This window comes from Sphingomonas sp. BK069, from assembly GCF_014193405.1.
In the GTDB taxonomy this organism is placed as follows: domain Bacteria; phylum Pseudomonadota; class Alphaproteobacteria; order Sphingomonadales; family Sphingomonadaceae; genus Sphingomonas.
Genome location: NZ_JACHZH010000003.1, coordinates 43,111 through 65,539, shown reverse-complemented (window position 1 = coordinate 65,539; position 22,429 = coordinate 43,111). Strand labels below are relative to the sequence as shown.

The following is a 22,429-nucleotide window of genomic DNA, read 5'->3' as shown; positions in this document are numbered from 1 at the left end:
AGCGGTACGGTTAGGGCGGTCGCCCAAGGTGCACGCATTGATGACTCCCGGTTGGACGCACCGTCACCACCCATTTCCATCTCAACCACTAATGCGTGTCAATCTTAACTGGCGACCGGAGGCTCACTTTGGCGATGGCATCATCATTGTGACGTGCCTGATTCCGCATGAAGGTGCTTGTTTGATTGCGCAACAGCGCTACAGAACATGCATGAGCAATGATCTTTCGGAGCAAAGGCGCGAGACAATCGCGTCACGCCTAATGGCGGGTCGCCCCGTCGTGGCCGCGGCGCTAGCAGCAGAGTTCGCCGTGTCCGAGGATGCGATCCGGCGCGACCTGCGCGCACTCGCCGCGGAGGGTCGCTGCCGCCGCGTCTACGGCGGTGCGCTCCCGATCACCGCGGCCACCCGGCCGCTCGCGGCGCGCGCCGACGAGGCGACGGCGGCCAAGCGCGCACTGGCGCGTGCCGCGGCCGAGACGATCAGGCCGGGCGAGCGGATCTTCCTCGACGCGAGCAGTACCCATCTCGCGCTGGTCGAGATGCTGCCGGACCAGGCCGAGCTCACGCTCGTCACCAACGCGCCCGACGTCGCCGCGGCGGCGCTGCGGCGCGGTGACGTGGCGGTGCTGCTGCTCGGCGGCATGGTCGACGCAGCGGTCGGCGGCTGCGTCGACGCGGTCGCGGTCCAGGCGGTGGTACAGGTGCGGCTGGACCGCGCCTTCGTCGGGGCCTGCGCGGTCGGCGACGAGGGCGTCGCCGCCTTCCATCACGCCGACGCCAGCTTCAAGCGCGCGGTGATCGCGCGCGCGGGGCAGGTGATCGTGCTCGCCACGACCGACAAGCTCGGTGCCGACGCGGGCTACCATGTCGCCTCGCCCGGCGAGGTCGCGCTGCTGGTGATCGAGGAGGCGACGACCGCCGCGCAGCGCCGTGAGCTCGACGCCGCCGGCTATCCGCGGCTGCTGATCGCGCCGGTGGCATGAGCGCAGCTCCCTCCGCCGACCGGCCCGCGACGCGGCTGGCGACCCGGCTCGCCTTTCTTGTGGCCGGCTTCGGCATCGCCTGCTGGGTACCGCTGGTGCCGCTCGCCAAGGCGCGCCTCGGCGTCGACGACGCCGGACTGGGTCTGCTGCTGCTGTGTATCGGCGCGGGCTCGGTCGCGGCGATGGTGGCCACAGGGCCGCTCAGCGCGCGGCTCGGCAGCCGGCCGGTGATCGTCGCGGGAGGGGTCGCGCTGGCCGTGCTGCTGCCGACGCTGGCCGTGGCCGCCACGCCGATCATGCTCGGCGCGCTGCTACTGCTGTTCGGGGCCGCGCTCGGCTCGCTCGACGTGGCGATGAACATCCACGCCGTCGAGGTGGAGCGCGCCGCGGGGCGGCCGCTGATGTCGGGTTTCCACGCGCTCTTCAGCATCGGCGGCTTCGCCGGGGCCGCGCTGATGACGCTGCTGCTCAGCCGCAGCGTCGCGCCGCTCGCCGCGACGCTCGCCTGCGCGCTGCCGATGGTCGCGGCGATGGCGGTGGCGACGCCGCGGCTGCTCGCCGCGCGCGCCGAGCCGGGGCCGTCGTTCGCGCTGCCGCGCGGCATCGTGCTGCTGCTCGCGCTGCTGGCGATGGTGACCTTTCTGGTGGAGGGCGCGATGCTCGACTGGAGCGCGCTGCTGGTGGTGCAGCGGCGGCTCGCCCCCGCGGCCCAGGCGGGGCTGGGCTATATCCTGTTCGCCGCGGCGATGACCGCAGGCCGGCTCGGTGGTGACGCTCTGGTGGCGCGGCTGGGCGATCGGCGCACCCTCACCGCGGGCGGGCTGCTCGCCTGCGTCGGGCTGGCGGCGCTGCTGGCGCTGCCGGCACCGTTCGCGCTGGGCGGCTTCCTACTGGTCGGTCTCGGTGCCTCCAACATCGTGCCCGTGCTGTTCCGCCGCGCCGGGTCGCAGCGCCGCATGCCGCCCGCGCTCGCGATCGGCGCGATCACGACGCTCGGCTATGCCGGGGTGCTGGTCGGGCCGGCGGGGATCGGCGTCGCCGCCGCGGCGGTGGGGCTGCCCGCATCCTTCTGGGCGCTGGCCGCGCTGCTCGCGCTGGTGCCGCTCACCGCCCGGCGCGCGGCCGGCGAGGCCTGAGGCGGCCGCTCAGCGCCGTATCTGGAGCGCCACCACCTGATCCCAGGCGTCGCCCAGCGTCGGCAGGCCGGCGAGCTCGACCGCGCCGTTCCGCGCGGTGACGGTCACCGCCGCGCCGCCGTCGAGCAGTCGCGCCGAGCGTACCTTCGCCGTCAGCGGCAGCCGCACGCGCCCGTCATGCGCGCGGAGCAGGTGAACGTAGATTGTGTCGCCGCGCTGCGTCGTCACGCCATAGTCGCCGGGCGCGACCGGGCCGCCGCGCGTGCCGTAGATGCTCTCGCCATGGCGCTTCATCCACTCGCCGATGGCGTGGAAGGTGGCGAGATTCTCGGGCTGGATCTCGCCGTTCGGCATCGGCCCGGTGTTGAGCAGGAAATTGGCGTTGCGCCCGGCCGCGCCGACCATCGTGCGCACCAAGGTCTCGGGCGACTTGTAGTTGTCGTCCACCAGGTTGAAGCCCCAGCTGCCGTTCATCGTCTCGGCCATCTCGAGCGGCAGCCGCCCGATCGTCGCCTTGTCGCCGTTGAAGCCCATCGTGTTCTCGCCGGGCAGGTCGCGCTCGAAGGTCTGGTAATCCTCCCCCGGGAAGGGCGCGTGGTGATGGTTGTTGACGATCAGGGCGGCCGGCTGGAGCGAATGGATCAGTGCGTAGGTGCGGTCGAGCCGCCAACGGTCGCGCAGCGCGGTCTTTTCCTGGTCCCACCAGCCGTCGAACCAGATCCCGCCGATCGGGCCGTATTGCGTCAGCAGCTCGCGCAGCTGCGCTTCCTGATAGTCGAGATACCGCTCCCAGTCGCCCGCCTCGGGGCGGCCGGTGGTGTGGCCGGTGCGGCCGCGCGGGAAATAGTCCGGATTGTGCCAGTCGAGCTGCGAGTAATAGAAGAACAGCTTCACGCCCTGGCGGCGGCACGCCGCGGCGAGCTCGGCGATCGGGTCGCGTTTGAAGGGCGTCGCGTCGACGACATTGTAGCGCGACACCTTGCTGCCGAACATCGCGAAGCCGTCATGGTGCTTGCTGGTGATGACGATGTAGCGCGCGCCGGCGTCCTTGAACGAGCGCACCCAGGCGTCGGCGTCGAACCGGGTCGGGTTGAAGAAGTGCGCGAGCCGCTCGTACTTGGCCGCGGGGATCTTGTTCTCCTGCATGATCCACTCGGCCAGCCCGGGCGAACCGCTGCCGCCGAGTTCGCTATACAGCCCCCAGTGGAGGAACACGCCGAACTTCGCGTCCTGGAACCAGGTGCGCGCCGCGAGATTGGCGGCCGCGGGCGTGTAGGTCGGTGCGGCGGGCGGCGGGGCGGGGGTGGACTGCGCGGCCGCGACGATCGGTGATGACAGCGCCGCCATGATCGCCGCTGCCGCGACCGCGCCCAGGCTCTTCGAACCCCATGCCATATTCGGCTCCCCTCTCCGACGTGTCCGCCTCTGCGACGAGCGTAGCATAGCGATGCGGCGGCGCCAGTGACCGTGATGCACGATCGCCGGTTTGCACTAATGCGATCGACTTGCATTAGCTTGAAGTGGCGTCTATCCCGCCGTGAAGGATCAACCGCTCGACCCTCAGCTGTTTACCCGCGAGCGCGTGAACCCGCGGCTCAGCAGAGCCACGGTCGGCAGCGCGCAGGGCTGCTGCGCCCCCGCGTGTGGGAGCACGGAAGAGAGGGCCGAGCAGTTGATCCGCGAAAGGGGACGGGAATGCGGATCAGTTTGGGAGTGTTGGCCGGCCTGTGCGCCTCGGGCGCGAGCGCGCAGCTGCCGGGCGAGCCTGCCCGCGCCGATGACGCGCGCGGCGAGGTCGTCGTCACCGCGGCGCGCACCGTCCTGCCCGCGAGCGCGCTGCCGCTGACCGTCGACGTGATCGACCGCGAGACGCTGTCGCGCCAGGTGGCCGTGTCGGGCTCGGTGGTCGACGCGGTGTCGGCGCTGCTGCCCGCTTTCTCGCCGACGCGCGAGAAGATCACCGGGGTGGGCGAGACGCTGCGCGGCCGCTCGCCGCTCTACGCGATCAACGGCATCCCGCAGACCACGCCGATCCGCGACGGCGCGCGCGACGGCTATACGATCGACCCCTTCTTCATCGACCGCGTCGAGGTGATCTACGGCTCGAACGCGCTCCAGGGCATCGGTGCAACCGGGGGCGTGGTCAATCAGGTGACGGTGCGCGCGCCCGAGCGTGACGGCTGGACCGGGCGCACGCTGGTGCAGGGCAACGCAGGCGACAGTTTCTCGGGCGAGTCGCTCGGCGGCAAGCTCGGCGCGCTGGTCAGCTACCGCGCCGGGCGCTTCGACGCGACCGCCGGGGTCGCGGTCGAGCGTCGCGGCGCCTTCCTCGACGGGCGCGGGCGTCGTGTCGGCTATGACGGCAACCAGAGCGAGATCCAGGACACCGACACGCTCTCCTCCTTCGCACGCGCCGGCGTGGCGCTGAGCGACAGCGCGCGGCTGGAGGTGGTGGCGAGCCGCTTCCACCTCGAGGGACGTGACCATTACGTCCCGGTCGAGGGCGATCGCGCGACGGGTGTGCCCGCGACGACGCGGCGCGGCTCGACGCCGGGGCAGCCCTCGACCGGCGTCGCGCAGATGGTCTCGGCCTCGCTCACCGACGGTGCGCTGGCGGGCGGCGCCTTCACGCTGCAGGGCTTCTACAACCGCACCAGCGACACCTTCGCGGGCGGCGTGCTGGCGACCTTCCAGGACGCCGCGATCGCGCCGGTCGGCACGCTGTTCGACCAGTCGCGCAACGTCTCGCGCAAGCTCGGCGGGAAGGTGAGCTACGAGCGCGCGGTGCCCGGATGGGAGGCGCTGACGCTCACCGCCGGCTTCGACGCGCTGGTCGACCGCACGGCGCAGACGCTCGTCCAGACGCAGCGCGAGTGGGTGCCGCGGACCGACTTCCGCAGCCTCGCGCCGTTCGCGCAGGGCAACCTCAAGCTGGCGGACGGGCTGGTGCGGCTGGCGGGCGGCGTGCGGTACGAGAACGTCCGGCTCGACGTGCCCGATTACACCACGCTGGCGAGCTCGGGGGCGCGCCGCGTCACCGGCGGCTCGCCCGCGTTCGAGCGCGCGCTTTGGAACGGCGGCGTCGTGCTCGAGCCCGCCGCGGGCATCCGCGCCTACGGCAGCTACGCCGAGGGTTACACGATCGCGGATATCGGCCGCGTGCTGCGCGCGGTGAACCAGCCCAACGTGCGGATCGACGACTTCCTCGACCTGACTCCGGTGATCTCGAACAATCGCGAGGTCGGCGTCGAGCTCAAGCGCGGCCCGCTGACCGCGAGCTCGACTTATTACTGGTCGTCGAGCGAGGCGGGCTCGGTGCTGGTGCGCGGCGACGACGGCATCTTCACCGTGGTGCGCCAGCCGATCGACATCGAGGGGCTGGAGATCAACCTCGACACGCTCACGCCGCTCCCGGGGGTCAACGTCGCGCTCGGCTACAGCCACGTCACCGGCCGCACCGACACCAACGGCGACGACCGGCTCGACGCCGACCTCGACGGCGCCAACATCTCGCCCGATCGGCTCAACCTCAGCGCCGACTATCGTGCCGGGCGCCTCAGCGCGCGGGTGCAGGGGCGCTACTACCTGTCGCGCCGCTTCCAGGGCCAGCCGATCGCCAACGACTTCGGCGGCTACCGCCTGTTCGACGCCTATCTCGCCTATGACGCGCCGGTCGGCCGGCTGATGCTGAGCGTGCAGAACCTCGGCAACACCGACTACGTCACCTACTACAGCGACACGCAGGGCCCGACCGACAACGCGCGCTTCTATACCGGGCGCGGGCGCAACGCGACGCTGAGCTGGCAGGCGAGCTTCTGATGCGCCTGCTGGCGCTGCTGCACCGCTGGGTCGGCGCGATCGGCGGCGCGCTGCTCGCGTTGCTCGGCGCCACCGGCGCGCTGCTGGTGTGGCGCGATCGGCTGACGTCCGTGCCGCACGCCGGCGACGCGGTGTCGCGCGACCCGGCGGCGCTGGCGCGCGTGCTCGATGGGCTCGCCGCGAACGGGCGACCGCTCGATCGCGTGACGCTCGCGGGCGAGGGGCTCGGCGTGCACCAGGTCGTGTTCCGCGACGGCGGCGGCGCGTATCTCAGCCAGAGCGGCGAGATGGTGGCGCACTGGTCAAGCGCGTGGCAGCGGCCCGAGCTGCTGCTGTTCGACCTCCACCATCGCCTGCTGCTCGGCGAGGCGGGCGAGACGGTGAACGGCGTCGGGGCGCTGGTCGGGCTGGTGCTGGTGGTGAGCGGCGTCGTGCTGTGGTGGCGGACGCGCGCGCGCTTCCGCCCGCGGCTGTGGCCGGCGCGGATGACCTCGGGCGCGATCGTCCACCACCACCGCGATCTCGGCGTGCTGACCGCGCCGCTGCTCGCACTCTCGCTGCTCACCGGCGCGATGATGGCGCTGCCGGCGGTGGAGCGGCTGCTGCTGGCGCCGCTCGGCGCGAGCGATCGCGCGCGGCCGCCCAAGCTGGCGACGACCGACCCGGCGGTAGCGGTGCCGAAAAGCTTCGGCCCGCTGCTCGCCGCCGCGGCGCAACGCTTCCCCGGTGCGGTGGTGCGGCGGGTGCAATGGCCGCGCGGTGCGGGCGCGCCGATGGCGCTGCGGCTGCGGCAGCCGTTCGAGTGGACGCCGAACGGGCGCACCTTCGTCTACGCCGATCCGGCGACGCTGCGCATGGTCGACGTCGCCGATCCCGCGACCGGCGGGGCGCATGAGCGCGCGCGGGAGAAGCTCTACCCACTCCACGCCGCCAAGGTCGGCGGCCTGGCGTGGAAGCTGGCGATCACCGCCTCGGGGCTGGCGCTGGCGCTGCTCGGCAGCCTCGCGGTCTACGGCTTCTGGGCGACGCGGGCGCGGGTGAGCGCGTCGCGGCGGGGGAGGCGCTCTGTTAGGTTGCCCAAGCGGAGCGCCCTGTAGATCCGGGACGGCCGCAAGCTGATCCTCCCCTGCAAGGGGAGGTGTCAGCGCGAAGCGCTGACGGAGGGGTGTCGCCGCTGGTGACTGTCGCGCTCACTCGCCGACCGGGTCACCCCTCCGACGCGCTGCGCGCGCCAACTCCCCTTTCAGGGGAGGATTGGTAAGGACGTCAGACGAGTAGTCGGCGCCTCACAGCGTCACGCCGCGCTTCCAGATCGCGATCTCGCGCTCGCCGTTGCGCTCGGCGGCGGTGGGCTCACCCGAGGCGATCGCGACGATGCGCGCCAGCAGCGCGTCGGCGGTGACGTCGAAGCCGCGCGCCAGCACCGCGCCCGCGTCGAAGTCGATCCAGCCCGGCTTGCGCTCGGCCAGCCCGCTGTTCGAGGCGATCTTCACCGTCGGCACGGGAAAGCCGAGCGGCGTGCCGCGCCCAGTGGTGAACAGGATCACGGTCGCGCCAGCCGCCGCCAGCGCGGTCGAGGACACCGCGTCGTTGCCCGGCGCCTCGAGCAGCGTCAGCCCGCGCGCGCGCGCCGCGGCGCCATAGCCGATCACGTCGCTGATCGGCCCGCGCCCGGCCTTCTGCACCGCACCGAGCGACTTCTCCTCCAGCGTGGTGATGCCGCCAGCGACGTTGCCGGGGGAGGGGTTCTCCGAGACCGTCTCGCCATGGTCGAGGAAGTAGCGCTTGAAGCCGTTGACCAGCCCGGTGATGCCGTCGAACACCCGCGCGTCGCTGGCGCGGTCCATCAGCGCCTGCTCGGCGCCGAAGATCTCGGGGATCTCGGTGAACACCACGCTGCCATCCGCGGCGACGACGCGGTCGCTGATACGACCGACCAGCGGGTTGGCGGTGAGCCCCGAGAGACCGTCCGAGCCGCCGCACTTGACGCCGAGCACCAGCTCGCCGAGCGCGCAGGGCTCGCGCGTCGCGCGCGCCGCCTCGGCCAGCGCGGCGACGATCGCGACGCCGTCCTCCACCTCGTCCGCGCTCGCCTGTGCGGTGAGCGCGCGTACCCGGCCACGCGCCGCGGGCGGGATCGCCTCGACCAGCGCGGCGACCTGGTTCTCCTCGCAGCCGAGCCCGACGATCAGCACCCCGCCCGCGTTGGGATGCGCCGCCAGCGCTGCGAGGATCGCTCGCGTCCCGCCCAAATCCTGTCCCAGCTGCGAGCAGCCGTGCGGGTGGGTGAAGGCGTGGACGCCGTCGACCGCGTCGCCGACCAGCGCGGCGGCGCGCGCCGCGATCCGCTCGGCGGTACGCGCGACGCAGCCGACCGTCGGCAGCACCCAGATCTCGTTGCGCGTCGCCACGCGGCCGTCGGCGCGGCGATAGCCGAGGAAGCTCGCCTCGGCCGGGCGCTCCAGCGTAGCGGGCGGCGCGGGCGCGTAGTGGTAGTCGAGCGTGGCGTCGAGCGCGGTGGCGAGGTTGTGCGAGTGGACGTGCTCGCCGGGGCGGATCGGCGCGGTGGCATGGCCGATCGGATAGCCGTATTTGATCACCGCCTCGCCCGGCGCGAGCGCGGCCACCGCCACCTTGTGCCCGCGCGCCACGTCCTGCGTGAGCGTCAGCCTTGCCTCGGCAAGCGTGAGCGTCTCGCCCGCGCGCGCGTCGTCGAGCAGGGTGACGACGCTGTCGCCGGGCGCGATCTTGAGGGCGCTGGCCATCTCACCTCCGGGTCCGGACCGATCGCCAAGCCACTAGCGCATGATCCGTCCGGTTTGAACCACCCGCGAGGTGCCGTGCGGGAAGCTGGGTCGATGGACGATCGAGCTGCCCCGTCCCGCAAGGGAGATGGCAGGCCGGAGGCCTGACGGAGGGGTGTCGCGGGCGGTACTCCGTCCCGCCTTGCCAGCGCTGAAACCCCTCCGTCGCGCGGCGCACGCCACCTTATCGTGCAGGGGAGGACGAGAAGGTTGCTTCCGGTCCCGCGCGCGCCGCGCGCTCAGCCAGCGCCGCTCGTCAGGATCGTGCCGTTGAGCCCGGCGGGGAAGAAGCCGCCGCCCGTCACCGCGGCGCTGCTCTGAAAGACGACGTTGAGCACCTGCGTCGCGGTGCGCCCCAGCACCAGCCCGTCGCTGTCGGTCGGCACGAGGTTGGCGGCCGCGGCGGTGCCGATGTCCTGGTCGGTGTCGCCGGCGCCGTCGAGCGAGTCGCGCAGCGCCGAGATCTGGCTCACCCGCGTGTAGATGCTCGGCACGGTCAGCCCGCGGCGCCACAGCTCGGCGCGGATCGTCGCGTCATGGTAGCATTCGGCGGCGAGGATGCCCGCGCTCGCCTCGAGATAGGTCTTGTTGGTGAGCAGTCTGGCGGCGCCGCGGTAGGCGCTGACGCCGACGTCGGTGAGCAGGTAGGCGCCGATCAGGAAGTTCTCGTCGCTGGCGTAGGGGTCGAACACGTCGCCCGTGCCGATCACCCCGGCGGCGCGCGCCGCCGCGGTGAAGGCGCCGACCGCGGTGGTACCGCCGACCGTCACGCTCGCGCTGCCCGAGATGTTGATCGCGGGCTGCGCGACGCGCGCGCTGCCCAGCGTCTCGCGCAGGAAACGGATGTGGCCGATCTCGTCGGCGGCGATCTCGCGCGCGTACTCGGCAACCACGTCGTCGCTGAAATCCACCGCGCGCGCCGCGCCGGCGCCGCTGCCGGTCGCCACCGGCCCCTGCGTGCCCATGCCGGTCAGCAGCGCGCTGTCGACGCCGCTGCCCGACACCGCATAAGCGTAATAGGCGCCCTCCAGATATTCGAGCTGGAGCGCGAAGTTGAGCACCGCGACATCGGTGATCGCGCCGCTCGGCGTCGGCGTGGGGGAGGGCGCCGGGGAGCCGTCATCATTGTCGTCACCGCAGCCCGACAGCAACGTCAGCCCGCCCGTCATCGCCGCGGCACCGCCGCACAGCCGAATGAAGCGGCGGCGCGCCTGGCGCTGCTGCTCGGCACGCTCCATGAGGTCGAGGAACTCGATCGGATCGCTCATCGCCGTGCTCCTCAGTTCGCGCCGGAGCGACGCAGCGCCGCATTGGCATTGTTGGTCCCCGCCGGGAAGAAACCGCCCGCGCTGACCTGCTTGTCGGTGAGATAGGCGATGTTGTGGACCTGCTCGACGGTGCGGCCGAACACCAGCCCGCGCCCGTCGGTGGGGACGACGTTGGCGGCGCGGCCGTAGATCGAGGTGACCGGGGAGATGCCCTGGTCGTCGTCGTCGACGCGGCGCGGCGGGCCGTCCGACTCGTCGTCTCCGTCGAGATCGTCGCGCGCGTCGGAGAGCTTGTCCGCCTTCTCGCGCAGGTCGTCGACGTCGACGCCGCGGCGGTAGAGCGCGCTGCGGATCAGCCCCGCGTGGAACGCCTCGGCGGCGAGCAGCCCCGCCGCGGCGTCGACGATCGCGACGTCGCTGAGCAGCGGCGCGGCGCCCTTGTAGGCGGTGACGCCGACGTCCTCGAACAGGAAGGCGGCGAGGAGGAAATTGTCATCGCTGGCGTACGGGTCGAACACGCCGCCGCTGGCGTCGAGGTCGATGTCGGCGGCCTTAGCGGCGGCGGTGAAGACCGTGGTCGACAGGTCGATCGCGGGCTGCGCCACCGCCGCGCTGCCGAGCACGCGGCGCAGCACGGCGACATGGGCGACCTCGTCGGCGGCGATCTCGCGCGCGTACTGGATCACCGCCGGGTCGCTCAGCGCGGCACGGCGCGCGCCCGTGACCGCGCCCTGCGTCTGCGTGCCGGTGAGCTGGTCCGCCGCCAGCCCGATCCCGGAGACCGCGTAGCTGTAGAATTGCGCCTCGAGATATTCGAGGTTGAGCGCGAAGTTGAGGATGTCGGCGTCGCTCGGCGCGGTCTGCGCGTTGGCCTCGCGCGCCAGCATCAGCCCGCCCGCGCCGAGCACCGCCACCCCGGCGGCGCCGCGGAAGAAGGCGCGTCGCCCGTCGCGGCGGCGCGCGCGCGCCTCGATCAGTCTCTCGCCCGCTGCCATCCCGCGCTCCCCGTTCACCGACGCGGCGCGATGCCGGCCGCAGGAGGGATACGAGGGGGCGGCGAAAAGGATGCGTCAGGGCCGGACGATCGCGTTCTGACCCGGCGCGGCGACGGTCACCGCTCGGCCAGCGAGTGACTCGCAGCGCGCCGTCCGCGCCGAGCGCATCGGGCTGGACTGTGTCCCATCCGGCTGACATCGCCCGCCTCATGCGCTGACTTCACGGCGATCAAGGGATTGCGCTGAGGTCCGCTGCCATTAGGTAGGACCACGAGCGTGGGTGGAGCGGGAGAGAGCATGTCGACACAGGCCCGAGCGGCGGGCGCCGCACCGGCGCGCGCGGGCGCGACCGATGCGCCCGCGGACGTGATCATCGTCGGGTCGGGCGCCGCCGGCGCGATGGCCGCGCACAGCCTCACCAAGGCCGGGCTGCGCTGCCTGATGCTGGAAGCGGGTCGCGACTATGACCCCAAGGCTGAGGTCAACATGTTCGCGCCGGAGAGCGATGCCCCGCTGCGCGGTGCCTCCACCCCCGACAAGCCGTTCGGCTATTTCGACGCCACCGTCGGCGGCGGCTGGGAGGTCGACGGCGAGCCCTACACCTCGCGGCCTGGCAGCGACTTTCGCTGGTATCGCCCGCGTATGCTGGGCGGGCGCACCAACCACTGGGGTCGCCATTCGCCGCGTTGGGGCCCGTACGACTTCAAGCCGTATTCGCGCGACAAGCTCGGGGTGGACTGGCCGATCGGCTACGACGACGTCGCGCCTTATTACGATCGCGTCGAGCGGATGATCGGGGTGAACGGCGGCAAGCTCGGGCTGGAGAACCACCCCGACTCGCCCGACGGCTGCCTGCTGCCGCCGCCCAAGCCGCGCGTCACCGAGATGATGATCAAGGCCGCGGCGGAGAGCATCGGCATCCCGGTGCGCGCCGCGCATACCGCGGTGCTCACGCGCGACATGCCCGACGACGTCGCGCCGCGCAGCGCCTGCTTCAACGCCACGCCGTGCACGCGCGGCTGCACGATCGGCGCGATGTTCCAGACCACCACCTCGCTGCTGCCGCAGGCGGATGCGACCGGTCGGCTGCGCGTGGTCACCGACGCGATGGTGGCGCGCGTGCTGATGGGCGCGAACGGCCGCGCCACCGGGGTCGAATATGTCGACCGCAAGACCGGGCAGCGCCACCAGGTGAGCGCGCGCGCGGTGGTGCTGGCGGCGGGGACAGGCGAGACGGCGCGACTGCTGCTCAACTCGGGCAGCGACCGGCGCGGGCTGGCCAACGGCTCGGGCGAGCTGGGGCGCAATCTGACCGATTCCACCGGTGCCTCGTTCAGCGCCTACATCCCGAAGCTCGCCGGGCGCCCGCGCTACAACGAGGACGGGATCGGCGGGCAGCACATCTATATTCCGTTCTGGCAGTACAAGGAGCAGGCGCGCGGCGAGCTCGACTTCGCGCGCGGCTATCATTTCGAGATCGGCGGCCGCTTCGACATCCCGCCGCCCGCGACGCTGCCGCGCGCCTATGGCAGCGCGCTGCGCCAGGCGGTGCGCCAGTCCTCGGGCGCGACATTGCGGCTGACGCTGCGCGGCGAAATGATCCCCAACAAGGACACGTTCTGCGAGATCGATCCGGGCGTGAAGGACAAGTTCGGCATCCCGGTGCTGCGCTTCGCGTTCAAATGGTCGCAGAACGAGGTCAACCAGGTAGCGCACGGCCGCCGCTCCGCGCACGCGGTGTTCGAGCGGCTCGGCGGGACGATCCTCAGCCCCGACCTGCCGGTCGAGCAGATCATGACCGCAGGCGGCGAGATCATCCACGAGCTCGGCACCGCGCGCATGGGGGACAGCCCGCGCACCTCGGTGGTGAACAGCTACGGCGAGGCGTGGGACGTGCCCAACCTCGTGCTGATGGACGGCGCGGTGTTCGCCTCGGGCGCACACAAGAACCCGACGCTGACCATTCTCGCGCTCGCGCTGCGCAACTCCGAGCGGCTGGCGCAACGGATCAAGACGGGAGCTCTCGCGTGACGCTATCGCGCCGTACCACGCTGCAGTGGCTCGCCGCCGCGGCCACCCTGCCGCTGTTCGAGCCGCCCGCCCTGGCGCAGGCCGGCGCCGCCGCGGTAGCGCCGCCCTTCGCGGTGGTCGACTGGCCCGCGCTGCCAGCGGCCAAGCCCGCGCCCGGCTACGGCCGTGATCCCAAGCTGATGGAGCCCAGCGTGCCGTGGCCGCTGACGCTCGACCGCTCGCAGCGCGCCACGCTCGACCTGCTGGGGGATCTCATCCTGCCGCCCGAGGGCGACGCGCCGGGGGCGGGGAAGCTGGGCGTCGCCGCCTTCGTCGACGAATGGGTCAGCGCGCCCTATCCGGTGCAGCGCGCCGACCGCGAGCGGATCCTGCCCGGGCTCGCTTGGCTCGACGCGCAGAGCCGCGCGCTCGGCGGCCGCTCGTTCGTCGCGCTCGCGCCGGTGCAGCGCACGACGCTGATGGACGCGCTGATGGTGGAGACTCCGGCGCCGCGGATGGTCGCGCCGGTCGCCTTCATGGACAAGCTGCGCTACCTCTTCGTCACGGGCTATTACAGCCTGCCCGAGGGCAAGGCCGACATGGGCTATATCGGCGACCAGCCGACCGAGGGGCCGTATCCGGGCCCGACCCCCGAGGCGCTGGCGCATCTCGACCGCGTGCTGGGAGAGCTGAAGCTGTCGCCGGCGGTGGCGCGGAGCTGAGCGGGGCTAGATCGCAGGGTCGTTGCGTTATCTCTCCCCTCCCTTCAGGGAAGGGGGCGGGGGTGGGGCCTCTCCGCGAGCGTCGCGTCTGAGGAAGCGCCCCACCTCAACCCCTCCCCAAAAGGGGGAGGGGCTCAGGAAGACGCTTCGCCCTCAACTCACCCCGCCGCCTTGCCCGGCACATTGACTCCCATGCTCTGCAGGTAGCGCTTCACGTTGCGCGCCGCCTGACGCAGCCGCTGCTCGTTCTCGACCAGTGCGATCCGCACGAAGCCCTCGCCGTTCTCGCCATAGCCGACGCCCGGTGCCACCGCGACCTTGGCGTGGCTGAGCAGCTGCTTGGAGAATTCGAGGCTGCCGAGATGCGCCAGCGCGGGGGGCAGCGGTGCCCAGGCGAACATCGAGGCGCGCGGCGCGGGCACGTCCCAGCCGGCGCGCGCGAAGCTCTCCACCAGCACGTCGCGGCGCTTGTGATAGAGCTGGCGGTTCTTCTCGACGATGTCCTGCGGTCCGTTGAGCGCGGCGCAGGCGGCCGCTTGGACGGGCGTGAACGCGCCATAGTCGAGGTAGGACTTTACCCGCGTCATCGCCGCGATCAGCTTGCGGTTGCCGACCGCGAAGCCGATCCGCCAGCCCGCCATCGAATAGGTCTTGCTGAGGCTGGTGAACTCCACCGCGACGTCGCGCGCGCCCGGCACCTGGAGGATCGAGACGGTCGGCTTGCCGTCATAATAGAGCTCGGAATAGGCCAGGTCGGAGATCACCCACACCTCATTCTCGCGCGCCCAGGCGACCAGCCGCTCGTAGAAGGCGAGGTCGACGGTCTCCGCCGTCGGGTTCGAGGGATAATTGACCACGAGCACGCTCGGCCGTGGCACGGTGAAGGCGACGGCACGGTCGAGGCTCTCGAAATAATGTTCGTCGGGCGTGGTCGGCACCGCGCGGATCGTCGCCCCGGCGATGATGAACCCGAAGGTGTGGATCGGGTAGCTTGGGTTGGGTGCCAGCACCACGTCGCCGGGCGCGGTGATCGCGGTGGCGAGGCTGGCGAGCCCCTCCTTCGATCCCATCGTGACGACGACCTCGGTCTCGGGGTCGACCTCCACCCCGAAGCGCCGGCCGTAGTAATTGGCCTGGGCGCGGCGTAGCCCGGGGATGCCGCGCGACTGCGAGTAGCCGTGCGCGCTCGGCTTCTGTGCCACCTCGACCAGCTTGGCGATGACGTGATCGGGCGGCGGCAGGTCGGGGTTGCCCATGCCGAGGTCGATGATGTCCTCCCCGCCCGCGCGCGCCTGTGCCCGCATCGCGTTGACCTCGGCGATGACATAGGGCGGCAGGCGCTTCATGCGGTAGAATTCGTCGGACACGGGCGGGCACTCCTTTCGGTTCACCTATATAGCCATTCGCCCCGCGCGGCACCCGCCCGACAGAAAAAGCGTGGCGGGCTGCTTCGCCGCGCAACGAGCTTGCGCTATGCCGGTCGTGCCAACGAGGAGCGACGAGCCGTGAGCGCGACGACCAAGCCGCCGATCCCCGATCTCGCCGAGCTCCAGCACTGGACGTGGGTGGCGGGACGCGCCCAGCAGATGCTGATGGAGGCGGGGGTGCCGCTCGCGGCGCCGGAGAAAGCGGCGGCGCAGGTCCAGGACTTCTGGAGCGACTATCTCGCCCTGTGGCAGCGCTTCGCCGCGCCCGACGCCGGCGCCGCCGCCACGCCCGAGAAGGATCGCCGCTTCGCCGCCGCGGCGTGGCGCGACCACCCGCTGTTCGATTGGATCCGGCAGAGCTACGCGTTGGTGGCCGACCACCTGCTGCGCGGCGTCGACCAGCTCGACGGCGTCGACGAGCGCACCCGCGCGCAGCTGCGCTTCGCCGCGCGCGGCTTCGTCGACGCGATGAGCCCGTCCAACTTCGCGCTGACCAACCCCGAGGTGATCGAGCGCACGATCGCGACCCGCGGCGAGAATCTGCTCGCGGGATTGCAGCACCTGCTCGACGACCTCCGGCGCGGCCAGGTGACGCACAGCAGGGAGGGCGCCTTCACGCTCGGCGAGGACCTCGCCACCACGCCCGGGCAGGTGGTCAAGCGCACGCCCTTCTACGAGCTGATCCAGTACGATCCCGCGACCGAGCGGGTGCTGGCCGCGCCGCTGGTGATCTTCCCGCCCTGGATCAACCGCTTCTACATCCTCGACCTGACGCGCGAGAAGAGCTTCATCCGCTGGGCGGTGGAGCAGGGTGTCACCGTCTTCGTCGTCTCGTGGCGCTCGGCCGACGCGACGATGGCGGACGTGACCTGGGACGATTACGTCGCCGCGCAGCTCGACGCGATCGACACGGTGCGCGCGCTGCTCGACGTGCCCGCGGTCCATACCGTCGGCTATTGCGTCGCCGGGACGACGCTGGCGGCGACGCTGGCGCTGCTCGCCGCGCGTGGCGAGGAGGGGCGCGTCGCGAGCGCCACCTTCCTCACCGCGCAGGTGGACTTCAGCCGCGCCGGCGACCTGCTCCACTTCGTCGACGACGAACAACTCAAGGTCATGGCGGCGCTCAGCCCGCAGGGCTTCCTCGACGGCCGCTATCTCGCCGCAACCTTCAACCTGCTGCGCGGGCGCGACCTGATCTGGAACTATGTCACGCAGAACTATCTGCTCGGCAAGGATCACGTGCCGTTCGACCTGCTCCACTGGAACGGCGATGTCACCAACCTGCCGGCCAAGTGGCACCTCGCCTATCTCACCGACCTGTACCGCGACAACCGGCTGGCCAAGGGGGAGATGAGCGTGGCCGGCGTGCCGATCGACCTCGCCCGCGTGACCACGCCGAGCTACGTTCAGGCCGGGCGCGAGGATCATATCGCGCCGGCCGAGAGCGTGTGGAAGCTCACCGAGCATTTCCGCGGGCCGCTGCGCTTCGTGCTGGCCGGCTCGGGCCATATCGCGGGCGTGGTCAATCCGCCGGCGGCGGGCAAGTACCAGCATTGGGTCAACGAGGCGGGGGCCGCGTCGCTGGAGGAGTTCGTCGCGGGCGCGCGCGAGGTGAAGGGCAGCTGGTGGCCCGACTGGGCGGCGTGGCTGCGCGCGCTCGCGCCCGACGAGGTGCCCGCCACCGGCGCGCGCGTGCCGGGCGCGGGCGCGCTGGCGGCGATCGAGCCGGCGCCGGGCAGCTACGTGCGCGCGCGCTGACGCCCTCTCCCCGCGGGGAGAGGGCGCGCAGGCTCAGCCCGCCTTCTTCGGGGTGAGCCGCAGCAGCTTGGCCTCGGCGCCGTCCTCGAGCAGCCAGAGCGCACCGTCGGGGCCGCTCACCACCGCGCGGATGCGGTTGCCCATGTCCCAGCGCTCCGCCTCGCGCGCCCTGGTGCCGTCGAAGGCGATGCGCACCAGCGCGGTCGCCGCCAGCCCGCCCACGAAGGCCGAGCCGCGCCAGTCGGGAAACAACGTACCGTCGTAGAAGGTCAGCCCGGCCGGCGCGATGACCGGGTTCCAGTAGAGCGCTGGCTCGGCCAAGTCGGGCCGGGTCGTCGGGCTGGGGATCGGCACGTCGTCGTAGTTCGCGCCATAGGACACCAGAGGCCAGCCGTAGTTCTTGCCGGGCTCGATCAGGTTGAGCTCGTCCCCGCCCTTCGGCCCCATCTCGACCGACCACAGCCGACCCTGCGAGTCGAAGGCGAGGCCATAGGGATTGCGGTGCCCGCTGCTCCACGTCTCCGCCGGCGTGAGGTTCGGCGCCGGCACGGTGACCTGCCGGCCCTTGGCCTTGGCCGCCGCCACGGTGTTCTCGGGCGGGTCGATCAGCGACACCGTGGTCGCGCCGGTCTTTCCTTCCCCGGGGTTGCCGGGAGCGGGCTTGCCGTCGAGCGTCAGCCGCAGGATCTTGCCGACGGGCTGGTCGGGGTCCTGCGCCGGCGTCATGCGCTGGCGGTCGCCCGCGGCGAGGAACAGGTGCTGGCCGTCGGGCGCGAAGGCGATATAGGCGCCGAACTGACCGCCCTGGCCGCGCGGCAGCTGGCGCCAGATCACCTTGAGCCCCGTCAACGCGGGTGCCGCCGCGGCGGGATCGATCGTCGCGCGCGCCAGCGCGAGCGAGTCGCCGCCGTTACCGGGCTCGCTGTAGCTGATGTACACCGCATGATCGCTGGCGAAGCGCGGCGACACGGCGACGTCGAGCAGGCCGCCCTGGCCCTCGTCGTGGACCTTGGGCACGCCATTTACCTCGGTCTTCTTGCCGTCGGTGGTGACGAGCCAGATCCGTCCCGGCTTCTCGGTCACCAGCATGCGCCGGTCGGGCAGGAAGGCGAGCGCCCAGGGCTGGTCGAAGGTCGTCACGGTGGCGGTATCGAACGGCTTGGTCGCGGTGGGCTTGGCGTCGCCGTAGTTCACCGGCGCGGCCGCGGCGGTGGGCGCGCCACCGCTCGGTGCGGCGGCGCTCGGCTGCTGCTGGTTGCCGGCCGGGGAGGTCGTGCCGCCGCACCCCGCCAGGGCCGCGGAAATCGTCGTGAAGGCCAATAGATTCCGCAGCATAGATCCTCTCTCTTACCCGGCGAACGCGCGACCTTAGTGGCGCCGCCGGCGCTCGCCTAGGCGGCATCGCGCTGCCGCAGGGCAGGGCGCGGCGAGTTGCCGTTGCGCAGGGACTAATCTATGCTAGCCAGCATCTTGGACGATCCTTCCCGCGCCTCCCCACCGCTGCTCCCGCGCGAGCCAGACGCCGCGGTCCGCGCGGCGGTGGCCGCATTCGCCGCGCGCCTGGCGCAAGGTGATCCCTGGGTCGCGGCGTTCGACGAGTCGATCACGCCGATGGCGATCAGCGACCCGACGCTCCCCGACAACCCGCTGCTCTACGTCAACCGCGCGTTCGAGGCGCTGACCGGCTTCACCGCGGCCGAGTTGGTGGGTCGTAATTGTCGCTTCATGCAGGGTCCGCTGACCGACCCCGCCGAGGTGACTCGGCTGCGCGAGGCGATCACGCGGCACGAGCGCGTCGAGGTCGACCTGCTCAACCACCGCCGCGACGGCGCGCCCTTCTGGAACCGGCTGACCGTCGCCCCGGTGCACGATGCCCTCGGATCGCTGCGGTACTTCGTGTCGTCGCAGCTCGACGTGACCCTCGAGCGCCATCGGCTCGCGCGATTGCAGGCGGATCGCGCGCAGCTCGCCCTTGAGGTGGCCGAGCGCGACGCCGCCATCGCCGAGCGCGAGGAGCGGCTGACCCTGGCGATGAAGGCGGGCGGGCTCGGCACCTTCTCGGTCGATCCGAACACGCGCGAGCTGGTTGCATCGGCCAGCTGCAAGGTGAACTGCGGCCGCGCGCCGGACGAACCGTTGACGCTGGAGGAACTGTTCGGTTCGATCCACCCTGGTGATCGCGCGCGCGCCGACGCTGCCATGGCGGCGACACTCGAGCGCGGCGAGCCGTACGATATCGAATATCGCCTGCTGACGCCGGCGGGTGAGCAGCGCTGGGTGGCGGTCCGCGCCGAGATGCAGTACCGCGCCGATGGCACGCCGCTGGCGATGGTGGGCTTCACCACTAACATCTCCGACCGCAAGTTCGCCGAAGAGCATCGCGCCGTGCTCGCACGCGAGCTGACGCATCGCGTGAAGAACATCCTCGCCACGGTCGGCGCGGTGGTGAGCCAGACGCTGCGCGACGCCCCCTCGCTGCCCGCGGCGCGCGGCGCGGTGGCGGGGCGGATCGCCAGCCTCGGTGCGGCGCACGAGCTGCTGGTCCACGACGAGGTCGAGGGCGCGGCGATCGGCGACATCGTCGAGCGCGTGCTCGCCCCCTTCGCCGACCGCGACGGGCGCCGCTTCGACGCCGCGGGACCCTCGATCCGGCTCAGCCCTGAGATCACGCTGGCGCTGTCGATGGCGCTGCACGAGCTCGCCACCAACGCGATCAAATATGGCGCGCTTTCGGTTCCCGAGGGCCGCGTGACGATCCGCTGGGCGCTGGCGGATGATGACCGCGCGCGCCGCTTCCGTTTCTCCTGGGTCGAGCAGGGCGGTCCCGCGGTGACCCCGCCGACGCGCGTCGGCTTCGGCTCACGCATGATCGAGCGGGTGCTGGCGCCGCACGTCAGCGGGCCGGTGGCGGTGGCCTATCCGCCCGCGGGCGCGCGGTTCGAGGTCGAGGCGCCGGTGTAGGGGCGGGGAGCCTCGATGCACACGGACGCACTCGATGAGGGCGCTCACTGCCGCGACACCGCCCCGCAACTTCCGTCATCCCCGCGCAGGCGGGGATCCATACACGCTGCCGCTGCGGCTCCTTCGCAGGTCCGCTCGTCTGGATCCCCGCCTCCGCGGGGATGACGGGTCTGGGCTGGCGTCAGGATGCGACCTCGGGCGGCAGGGCAGCCGGGCCGTTCCCGCCAGCCTAGCCCCCGCTACCCCCGCATTCTCACCCCAGGCCCCCGCGCGCGCAGCTCGTCGCTGGCAATGGCGCGCAGTCGCGTGGCGACGCGCGGGTCCAGCCCGAGGTCGTCGGCGGCACGCTCGCGCCCATCGAGCCGGCGCGGGTCGGTGCCGGTCAGCGTGCCGAAGGTCATCAGCGCCTCGAGATAATAGCCCTCCGCGCTGGCGTGATACTGGTCCCAGCTCCACAGGCTGACCTGGCCGAACGCGATCCCGTCATAGGGGTCGGGGTCGGCGAGCCCGTCCCGGATCGCGCGGTTCCACGCGCTGCCCACCGCCACTGCGGCGGTGAGGCCGTTGCCGTCGGCGACGGCGCGGTCGGTCGCCGCGGCGAGCTCGTCCGCCATCGCGACGATCGGCTGGCCCGACCAGCGCGCGCCCGGCCGATAGGTCAGGTCGGCGCGCGACCAGGTGGCGACGAGATCGACGATCACCGCGGGGTTGCGCGCGCGGAACAGCGCGGCGAGGTCGCGCGCCGCGGCGACGTGGCGCGTCGGGTCTCCGGGGCGCGCCGGATCGAGCGTGCTATAGCCCTGCAGCACCACCGCGTCCCACGGCCGGTCGATCAGCGCGCGCCGGTTCTGAAGGTGCCAGGCGAGCTCCTTGCCGGGCGAGGTCTCGAGGCTGACCTGCCAGTCGAGCCCAGCCTCGTCGGCGAAGGTCTTGAACAGTGCGGGCACGCCGCCGATCCCCTCGCTGTTGAGATCGGTGACGCGATCGGGTCGGTAGCGCTGCACCGGCGAGTTGGCGCCGAAGGTGAAGCTGTTGCCGATGAAGAGGACGGTGCGCGCGGCGGCGGCCTGGGGCAGCGCGGCGGTGAGCAGCAGCGCGGCGGCGAGCGCGCGGGGGAGGAGGCGGGTCATGCCACTTAGACAGCAGACCCGCGCACTTATGCCAAGCGCGAAGCGCGGCGCCGCTCCTCCCGCTGCGGGGGAGAAGCGGCGCCGTCGCGGCTCAGCGGCCGATGCTGGTGTAGTGGAAGCCCGCCGCGGCGATCTCGTCGGGCGTGTAGATGTTGCGCAGGTCGATCAGCACCGGCGTCTTGAGCAGCGATTTGACGCGATCGAGGTCGAGCGCGCGGAACTGGTCCCACTCGGTCACGATCGCGAGCGCGTCGGCGCCCTCGATCGCCTCGTATGGGCCCTTGCAATAGACCACGTCGCCGAGCAGCTTCTCGGCCTGCTCCATGCCCTCGGGGTCATAGGCCTTCACCGTCGCGCCGGCGTCCTGCAGCGTCTGGATCACCGCGATCGCGGGCGAGTCGCGCATGTCGTCGGTGTTCGGCTTGAAGGTGAGGCCCAGCACCGCCACCGTCTTGCCGCGGACGTCGTCGCCCATCGCATGGACGATCTTGCGCCCCATCGCGCGCTTGCGGTTGTCGTTCACGGCGACCACCGCCTCGACGATGCGCTGCGGCGCGTCATAGTCCTGGCTGGTCTTGAGCAGCGCCAGCGTATCCTTGGGAAAGCACGAGCCGCCGTAGCCCGGACCGGCGTGCAGGAACTTGGCGCCGATGCGATTGTCGAGCCCGATGCCGCGGCTGACATCCTTCACGTCCGCGCCCACCTTCTCGCACAGGTCGGCAATCTCGTTGATGAAGGTGATCTTCGTCGCGAGGAAGGCGTTGCCGGCGTACTTGATCAGCTCGGCGGTGCGACGGCGAGTGACCAGGATCGGCGCGGCGTTGAGGTACAACGGGCGGTACACCTGGCGCATCACGTCGGTGGCGCGCTCGTCCTCGGAGCCGATGACGATGCGGTCGGGCCGCTTGAAGTCGTCGATCGCGGCGCCCTCGCGCAGGAACTCGGGGTTGGAGACCACGCCGAAGTCCGCATCAGGGGCGGCCTCGCCGATGATCCGCTCGACCTCGTCGCCGGTGCCGACCGGCACGGTCGACTTGGTCACGATCACGGTATAGCCGGTGATCGCCTCGCCGATTTCCTTGGCGGCGGCGTAGACGTACGACAGATCGGCGTGGCCGTCACCGCGGCGCGACGGCGTGCCGACCGCGATGAAGACCGCGTCGGCGTCTTTGACGCCCTCCTTGAGATCGGTGGTGAAGCGCAGCCGCCCCGCCTGCACGTTGCGCGCGACGAGATCCTCGAGACCGGGCTCGTAGATCGGCATCTTGCCGGCGAGCAGTCGCTCGATCTTGCCCTGATCCTTGTCGACGCAGACGACGTCGTGGCCGAAGTCGGCAAAGCAGGTGCCCGATACCAGCCCGACATAGCCCGAGCCGATCATGGTGATGCGCAAGGTGGTCGCTCCTCGTTGATT

Annotated in this window: 16 protein-coding genes; 8 read left to right on the top strand and 8 right to left on the bottom strand. The window is 71.6% G+C overall.

Going from position 1 to position 22,429, the window contains the following annotated elements:
- Nucleotides 1-40 precede the first annotated feature (40 nt).
- Both FHY02_RS11595 and FHY02_RS11590 read left to right on the top strand, forming a co-directional pair.
- Nucleotides 41-985 carry a DeoR/GlpR family DNA-binding transcription regulator gene (locus tag FHY02_RS11595; RefSeq protein ID WP_311731822.1) on the top strand — a complete coding sequence of 315 codons (945 nt, stop codon included), beginning with the start codon at nt 41-43 and terminating at the stop codon, nt 983-985.
- Nucleotides 982-2,121 (top strand): MFS transporter, encoded by a 1,140-nt coding sequence (locus FHY02_RS11590; protein ID WP_183922169.1) that lies wholly within the window; start codon nt 982-984, stop codon nt 2,119-2,121. The genes FHY02_RS11595 and FHY02_RS11590 overlap by 4 nt, the downstream gene beginning before the upstream one ends.
- Nucleotides 2,122-2,130: 9 nt before the next feature.
- Here FHY02_RS11590 and FHY02_RS11585 read toward each other — a convergent pair whose 3' ends face one another.
- Nucleotides 2,131-3,516: an alpha-L-fucosidase gene (locus FHY02_RS11585; protein ID WP_221198610.1), complete on the bottom strand. Its 1,386-nt coding sequence runs from the start codon at nt 3,514-3,516 to the stop codon at nt 2,131-2,133.
- Between the two features lie 300 nt (nt 3,517-3,816).
- Between FHY02_RS11585 and FHY02_RS11580 the strand changes: the two genes are divergently transcribed.
- Nucleotides 3,817-5,940, top strand: a complete 2,124-nt coding sequence (locus FHY02_RS11580; RefSeq protein WP_183922167.1) for a TonB-dependent receptor — start codon at nt 3,817-3,819, stop codon at nt 5,938-5,940.
- Entirely contained in the window at nt 5,940-7,037 is a 1,098-nt protein-coding gene (locus tag FHY02_RS11575) for a PepSY domain-containing protein (protein ID WP_183922165.1), read from the top strand. The genes FHY02_RS11580 and FHY02_RS11575 overlap by 1 nt, the downstream gene beginning before the upstream one ends.
- 189 nt (nt 7,038-7,226) lie before the next feature.
- Here FHY02_RS11575 and FHY02_RS11570 read toward each other — a convergent pair whose 3' ends face one another.
- The 3 genes from FHY02_RS11570 to FHY02_RS11560 all read right to left on the bottom strand — a co-directional run bounded on the left by FHY02_RS11570 (nt 7,227) and on the right by FHY02_RS11560 (nt 11,007).
- The gene (locus FHY02_RS11570) at nt 7,227-8,705 is read right to left on the bottom strand and encodes a UxaA family hydrolase (protein ID WP_183922163.1); all 1,479 of its coding nucleotides are present in this window, start codon (nt 8,703-8,705) and stop codon (nt 7,227-7,229) included.
- Nucleotides 8,706-8,983: 278 nt separating this feature from the next.
- The gene (locus FHY02_RS11565; protein ID WP_183922161.1) at nt 8,984-10,012 is read right to left on the bottom strand and encodes a ferritin-like domain-containing protein; all 1,029 of its coding nucleotides are present in this window, start codon (nt 10,010-10,012) and stop codon (nt 8,984-8,986) included.
- Between the two features lie 11 nt (nt 10,013-10,023).
- On the bottom strand, nt 10,024-11,007 hold the full coding sequence (locus FHY02_RS11560) for a ferritin-like domain-containing protein (RefSeq protein WP_183922159.1): 984 nt from the start codon (nt 11,005-11,007) through the stop codon (nt 10,024-10,026).
- 297 nt (nt 11,008-11,304) lie between these two features.
- Here FHY02_RS11560 and FHY02_RS11555 point away from each other — a divergent pair, with 297 nt between their 5' ends.
- Nucleotides 11,305-13,038, top strand: coding sequence for a GMC family oxidoreductase (locus tag FHY02_RS11555; RefSeq protein ID WP_183922157.1), 1,734 nt, complete (start codon nt 11,305-11,307; stop codon nt 13,036-13,038).
- On the top strand, nt 13,035-13,739 hold the full coding sequence (locus tag FHY02_RS11550) for a gluconate 2-dehydrogenase subunit 3 family protein (RefSeq protein WP_183922154.1): 705 nt from the start codon (nt 13,035-13,037) through the stop codon (nt 13,737-13,739). The genes FHY02_RS11555 and FHY02_RS11550 overlap by 4 nt, the downstream gene beginning before the upstream one ends.
- Before the next feature lie 158 nt (nt 13,740-13,897).
- Here the strand turns inward: FHY02_RS11550 and FHY02_RS11545 are convergent, their stop codons facing one another.
- Nucleotides 13,898-15,106 (bottom strand): LL-diaminopimelate aminotransferase, encoded by a 1,209-nt coding sequence (locus FHY02_RS11545; protein WP_183922152.1) that lies wholly within the window; start codon nt 15,104-15,106, stop codon nt 13,898-13,900.
- 138 nt (nt 15,107-15,244) lie between these two features.
- Between FHY02_RS11545 and FHY02_RS11540 the strand changes: the two genes are divergently transcribed.
- Entirely contained in the window at nt 15,245-16,924 is a 1,680-nt protein-coding gene (locus tag FHY02_RS11540; protein WP_311721401.1) for a class I poly(R)-hydroxyalkanoic acid synthase, read from the top strand.
- Nucleotides 16,925-16,957: 33 nt separating this feature from the next.
- Here FHY02_RS11540 and FHY02_RS11535 read toward each other — a convergent pair whose 3' ends face one another.
- The gene (locus tag FHY02_RS11535) at nt 16,958-18,259 is read right to left on the bottom strand and encodes a PQQ-dependent sugar dehydrogenase (protein ID WP_183922150.1); all 1,302 of its coding nucleotides are present in this window, start codon (nt 18,257-18,259) and stop codon (nt 16,958-16,960) included.
- 120 nt (nt 18,260-18,379) lie between these two features.
- Between FHY02_RS11535 and FHY02_RS11530 the strand changes: the two genes are divergently transcribed.
- Nucleotides 18,380-19,885 (top strand): PAS domain-containing protein, encoded by a 1,506-nt coding sequence (locus FHY02_RS11530; protein ID WP_183922147.1) that lies wholly within the window; start codon nt 18,380-18,382, stop codon nt 19,883-19,885.
- 239 nt (nt 19,886-20,124) lie between these two features.
- Here FHY02_RS11530 and FHY02_RS11525 read toward each other — a convergent pair whose 3' ends face one another.
- Complete coding sequence (locus tag FHY02_RS11525) at nt 20,125-21,015, bottom strand: PEP-CTERM sorting domain-containing protein (protein WP_183922145.1); 891 nt, start codon at nt 21,013-21,015, stop codon at nt 20,125-20,127.
- A 91-nt stretch (nt 21,016-21,106) separates the two neighbouring features.
- Nucleotides 21,107-22,408, bottom strand: a complete 1,302-nt coding sequence (locus FHY02_RS11520; RefSeq protein ID WP_183922143.1) for a UDP-glucose/GDP-mannose dehydrogenase family protein — start codon at nt 22,406-22,408, stop codon at nt 21,107-21,109.
- Nucleotides 22,409-22,429 lie beyond the last annotated feature (21 nt).

Bases quoted from the DNA above. Each gene is read 5' to 3' on its own strand.
- FHY02_RS11595 (WP_311731822.1), top strand. From the start codon at position 41: ATGACTCCCGGTTGGACGCACCGTCACCACCCATTTCCATCTCAACCA.
- FHY02_RS11590 (WP_183922169.1), top strand. From the start codon at position 982: ATGAGCGCAGCTCCCTCCGCCGACCGGCCCGCGACGCGGCTGGCGACC.
- FHY02_RS11585 (WP_221198610.1), bottom strand. From the start codon at position 3,516: ATGGCATGGGGTTCGAAGAGCCTGGGCGCGGTCGCGGCAGCGGCGATC.
- FHY02_RS11580 (WP_183922167.1), top strand. From the start codon at position 3,817: ATGCGGATCAGTTTGGGAGTGTTGGCCGGCCTGTGCGCCTCGGGCGCG.
- FHY02_RS11575 (WP_183922165.1), top strand. From the start codon at position 5,940: ATGCGCCTGCTGGCGCTGCTGCACCGCTGGGTCGGCGCGATCGGCGGC.
- FHY02_RS11570 (WP_183922163.1), bottom strand. From the start codon at position 8,705: ATGGCCAGCGCCCTCAAGATCGCGCCCGGCGACAGCGTCGTCACCCTG.
- FHY02_RS11565 (WP_183922161.1), bottom strand. From the start codon at position 10,012: ATGAGCGATCCGATCGAGTTCCTCGACCTCATGGAGCGTGCCGAGCAG.
- FHY02_RS11560 (WP_183922159.1), bottom strand. From the start codon at position 11,007: ATGGCAGCGGGCGAGAGACTGATCGAGGCGCGCGCGCGCCGCCGCGAC.
- FHY02_RS11555 (WP_183922157.1), top strand. From the start codon at position 11,305: ATGTCGACACAGGCCCGAGCGGCGGGCGCCGCACCGGCGCGCGCGGGC.
- FHY02_RS11535 (WP_183922150.1), bottom strand. From the start codon at position 18,259: ATGCTGCGGAATCTATTGGCCTTCACGACGATTTCCGCGGCCCTGGCG.
- FHY02_RS11530 (WP_183922147.1), top strand. From the start codon at position 18,380: ATGCTAGCCAGCATCTTGGACGATCCTTCCCGCGCCTCCCCACCGCTG.
- FHY02_RS11525 (WP_183922145.1), bottom strand. From the start codon at position 21,015: ATGACCCGCCTCCTCCCCCGCGCGCTCGCCGCCGCGCTGCTGCTCACC.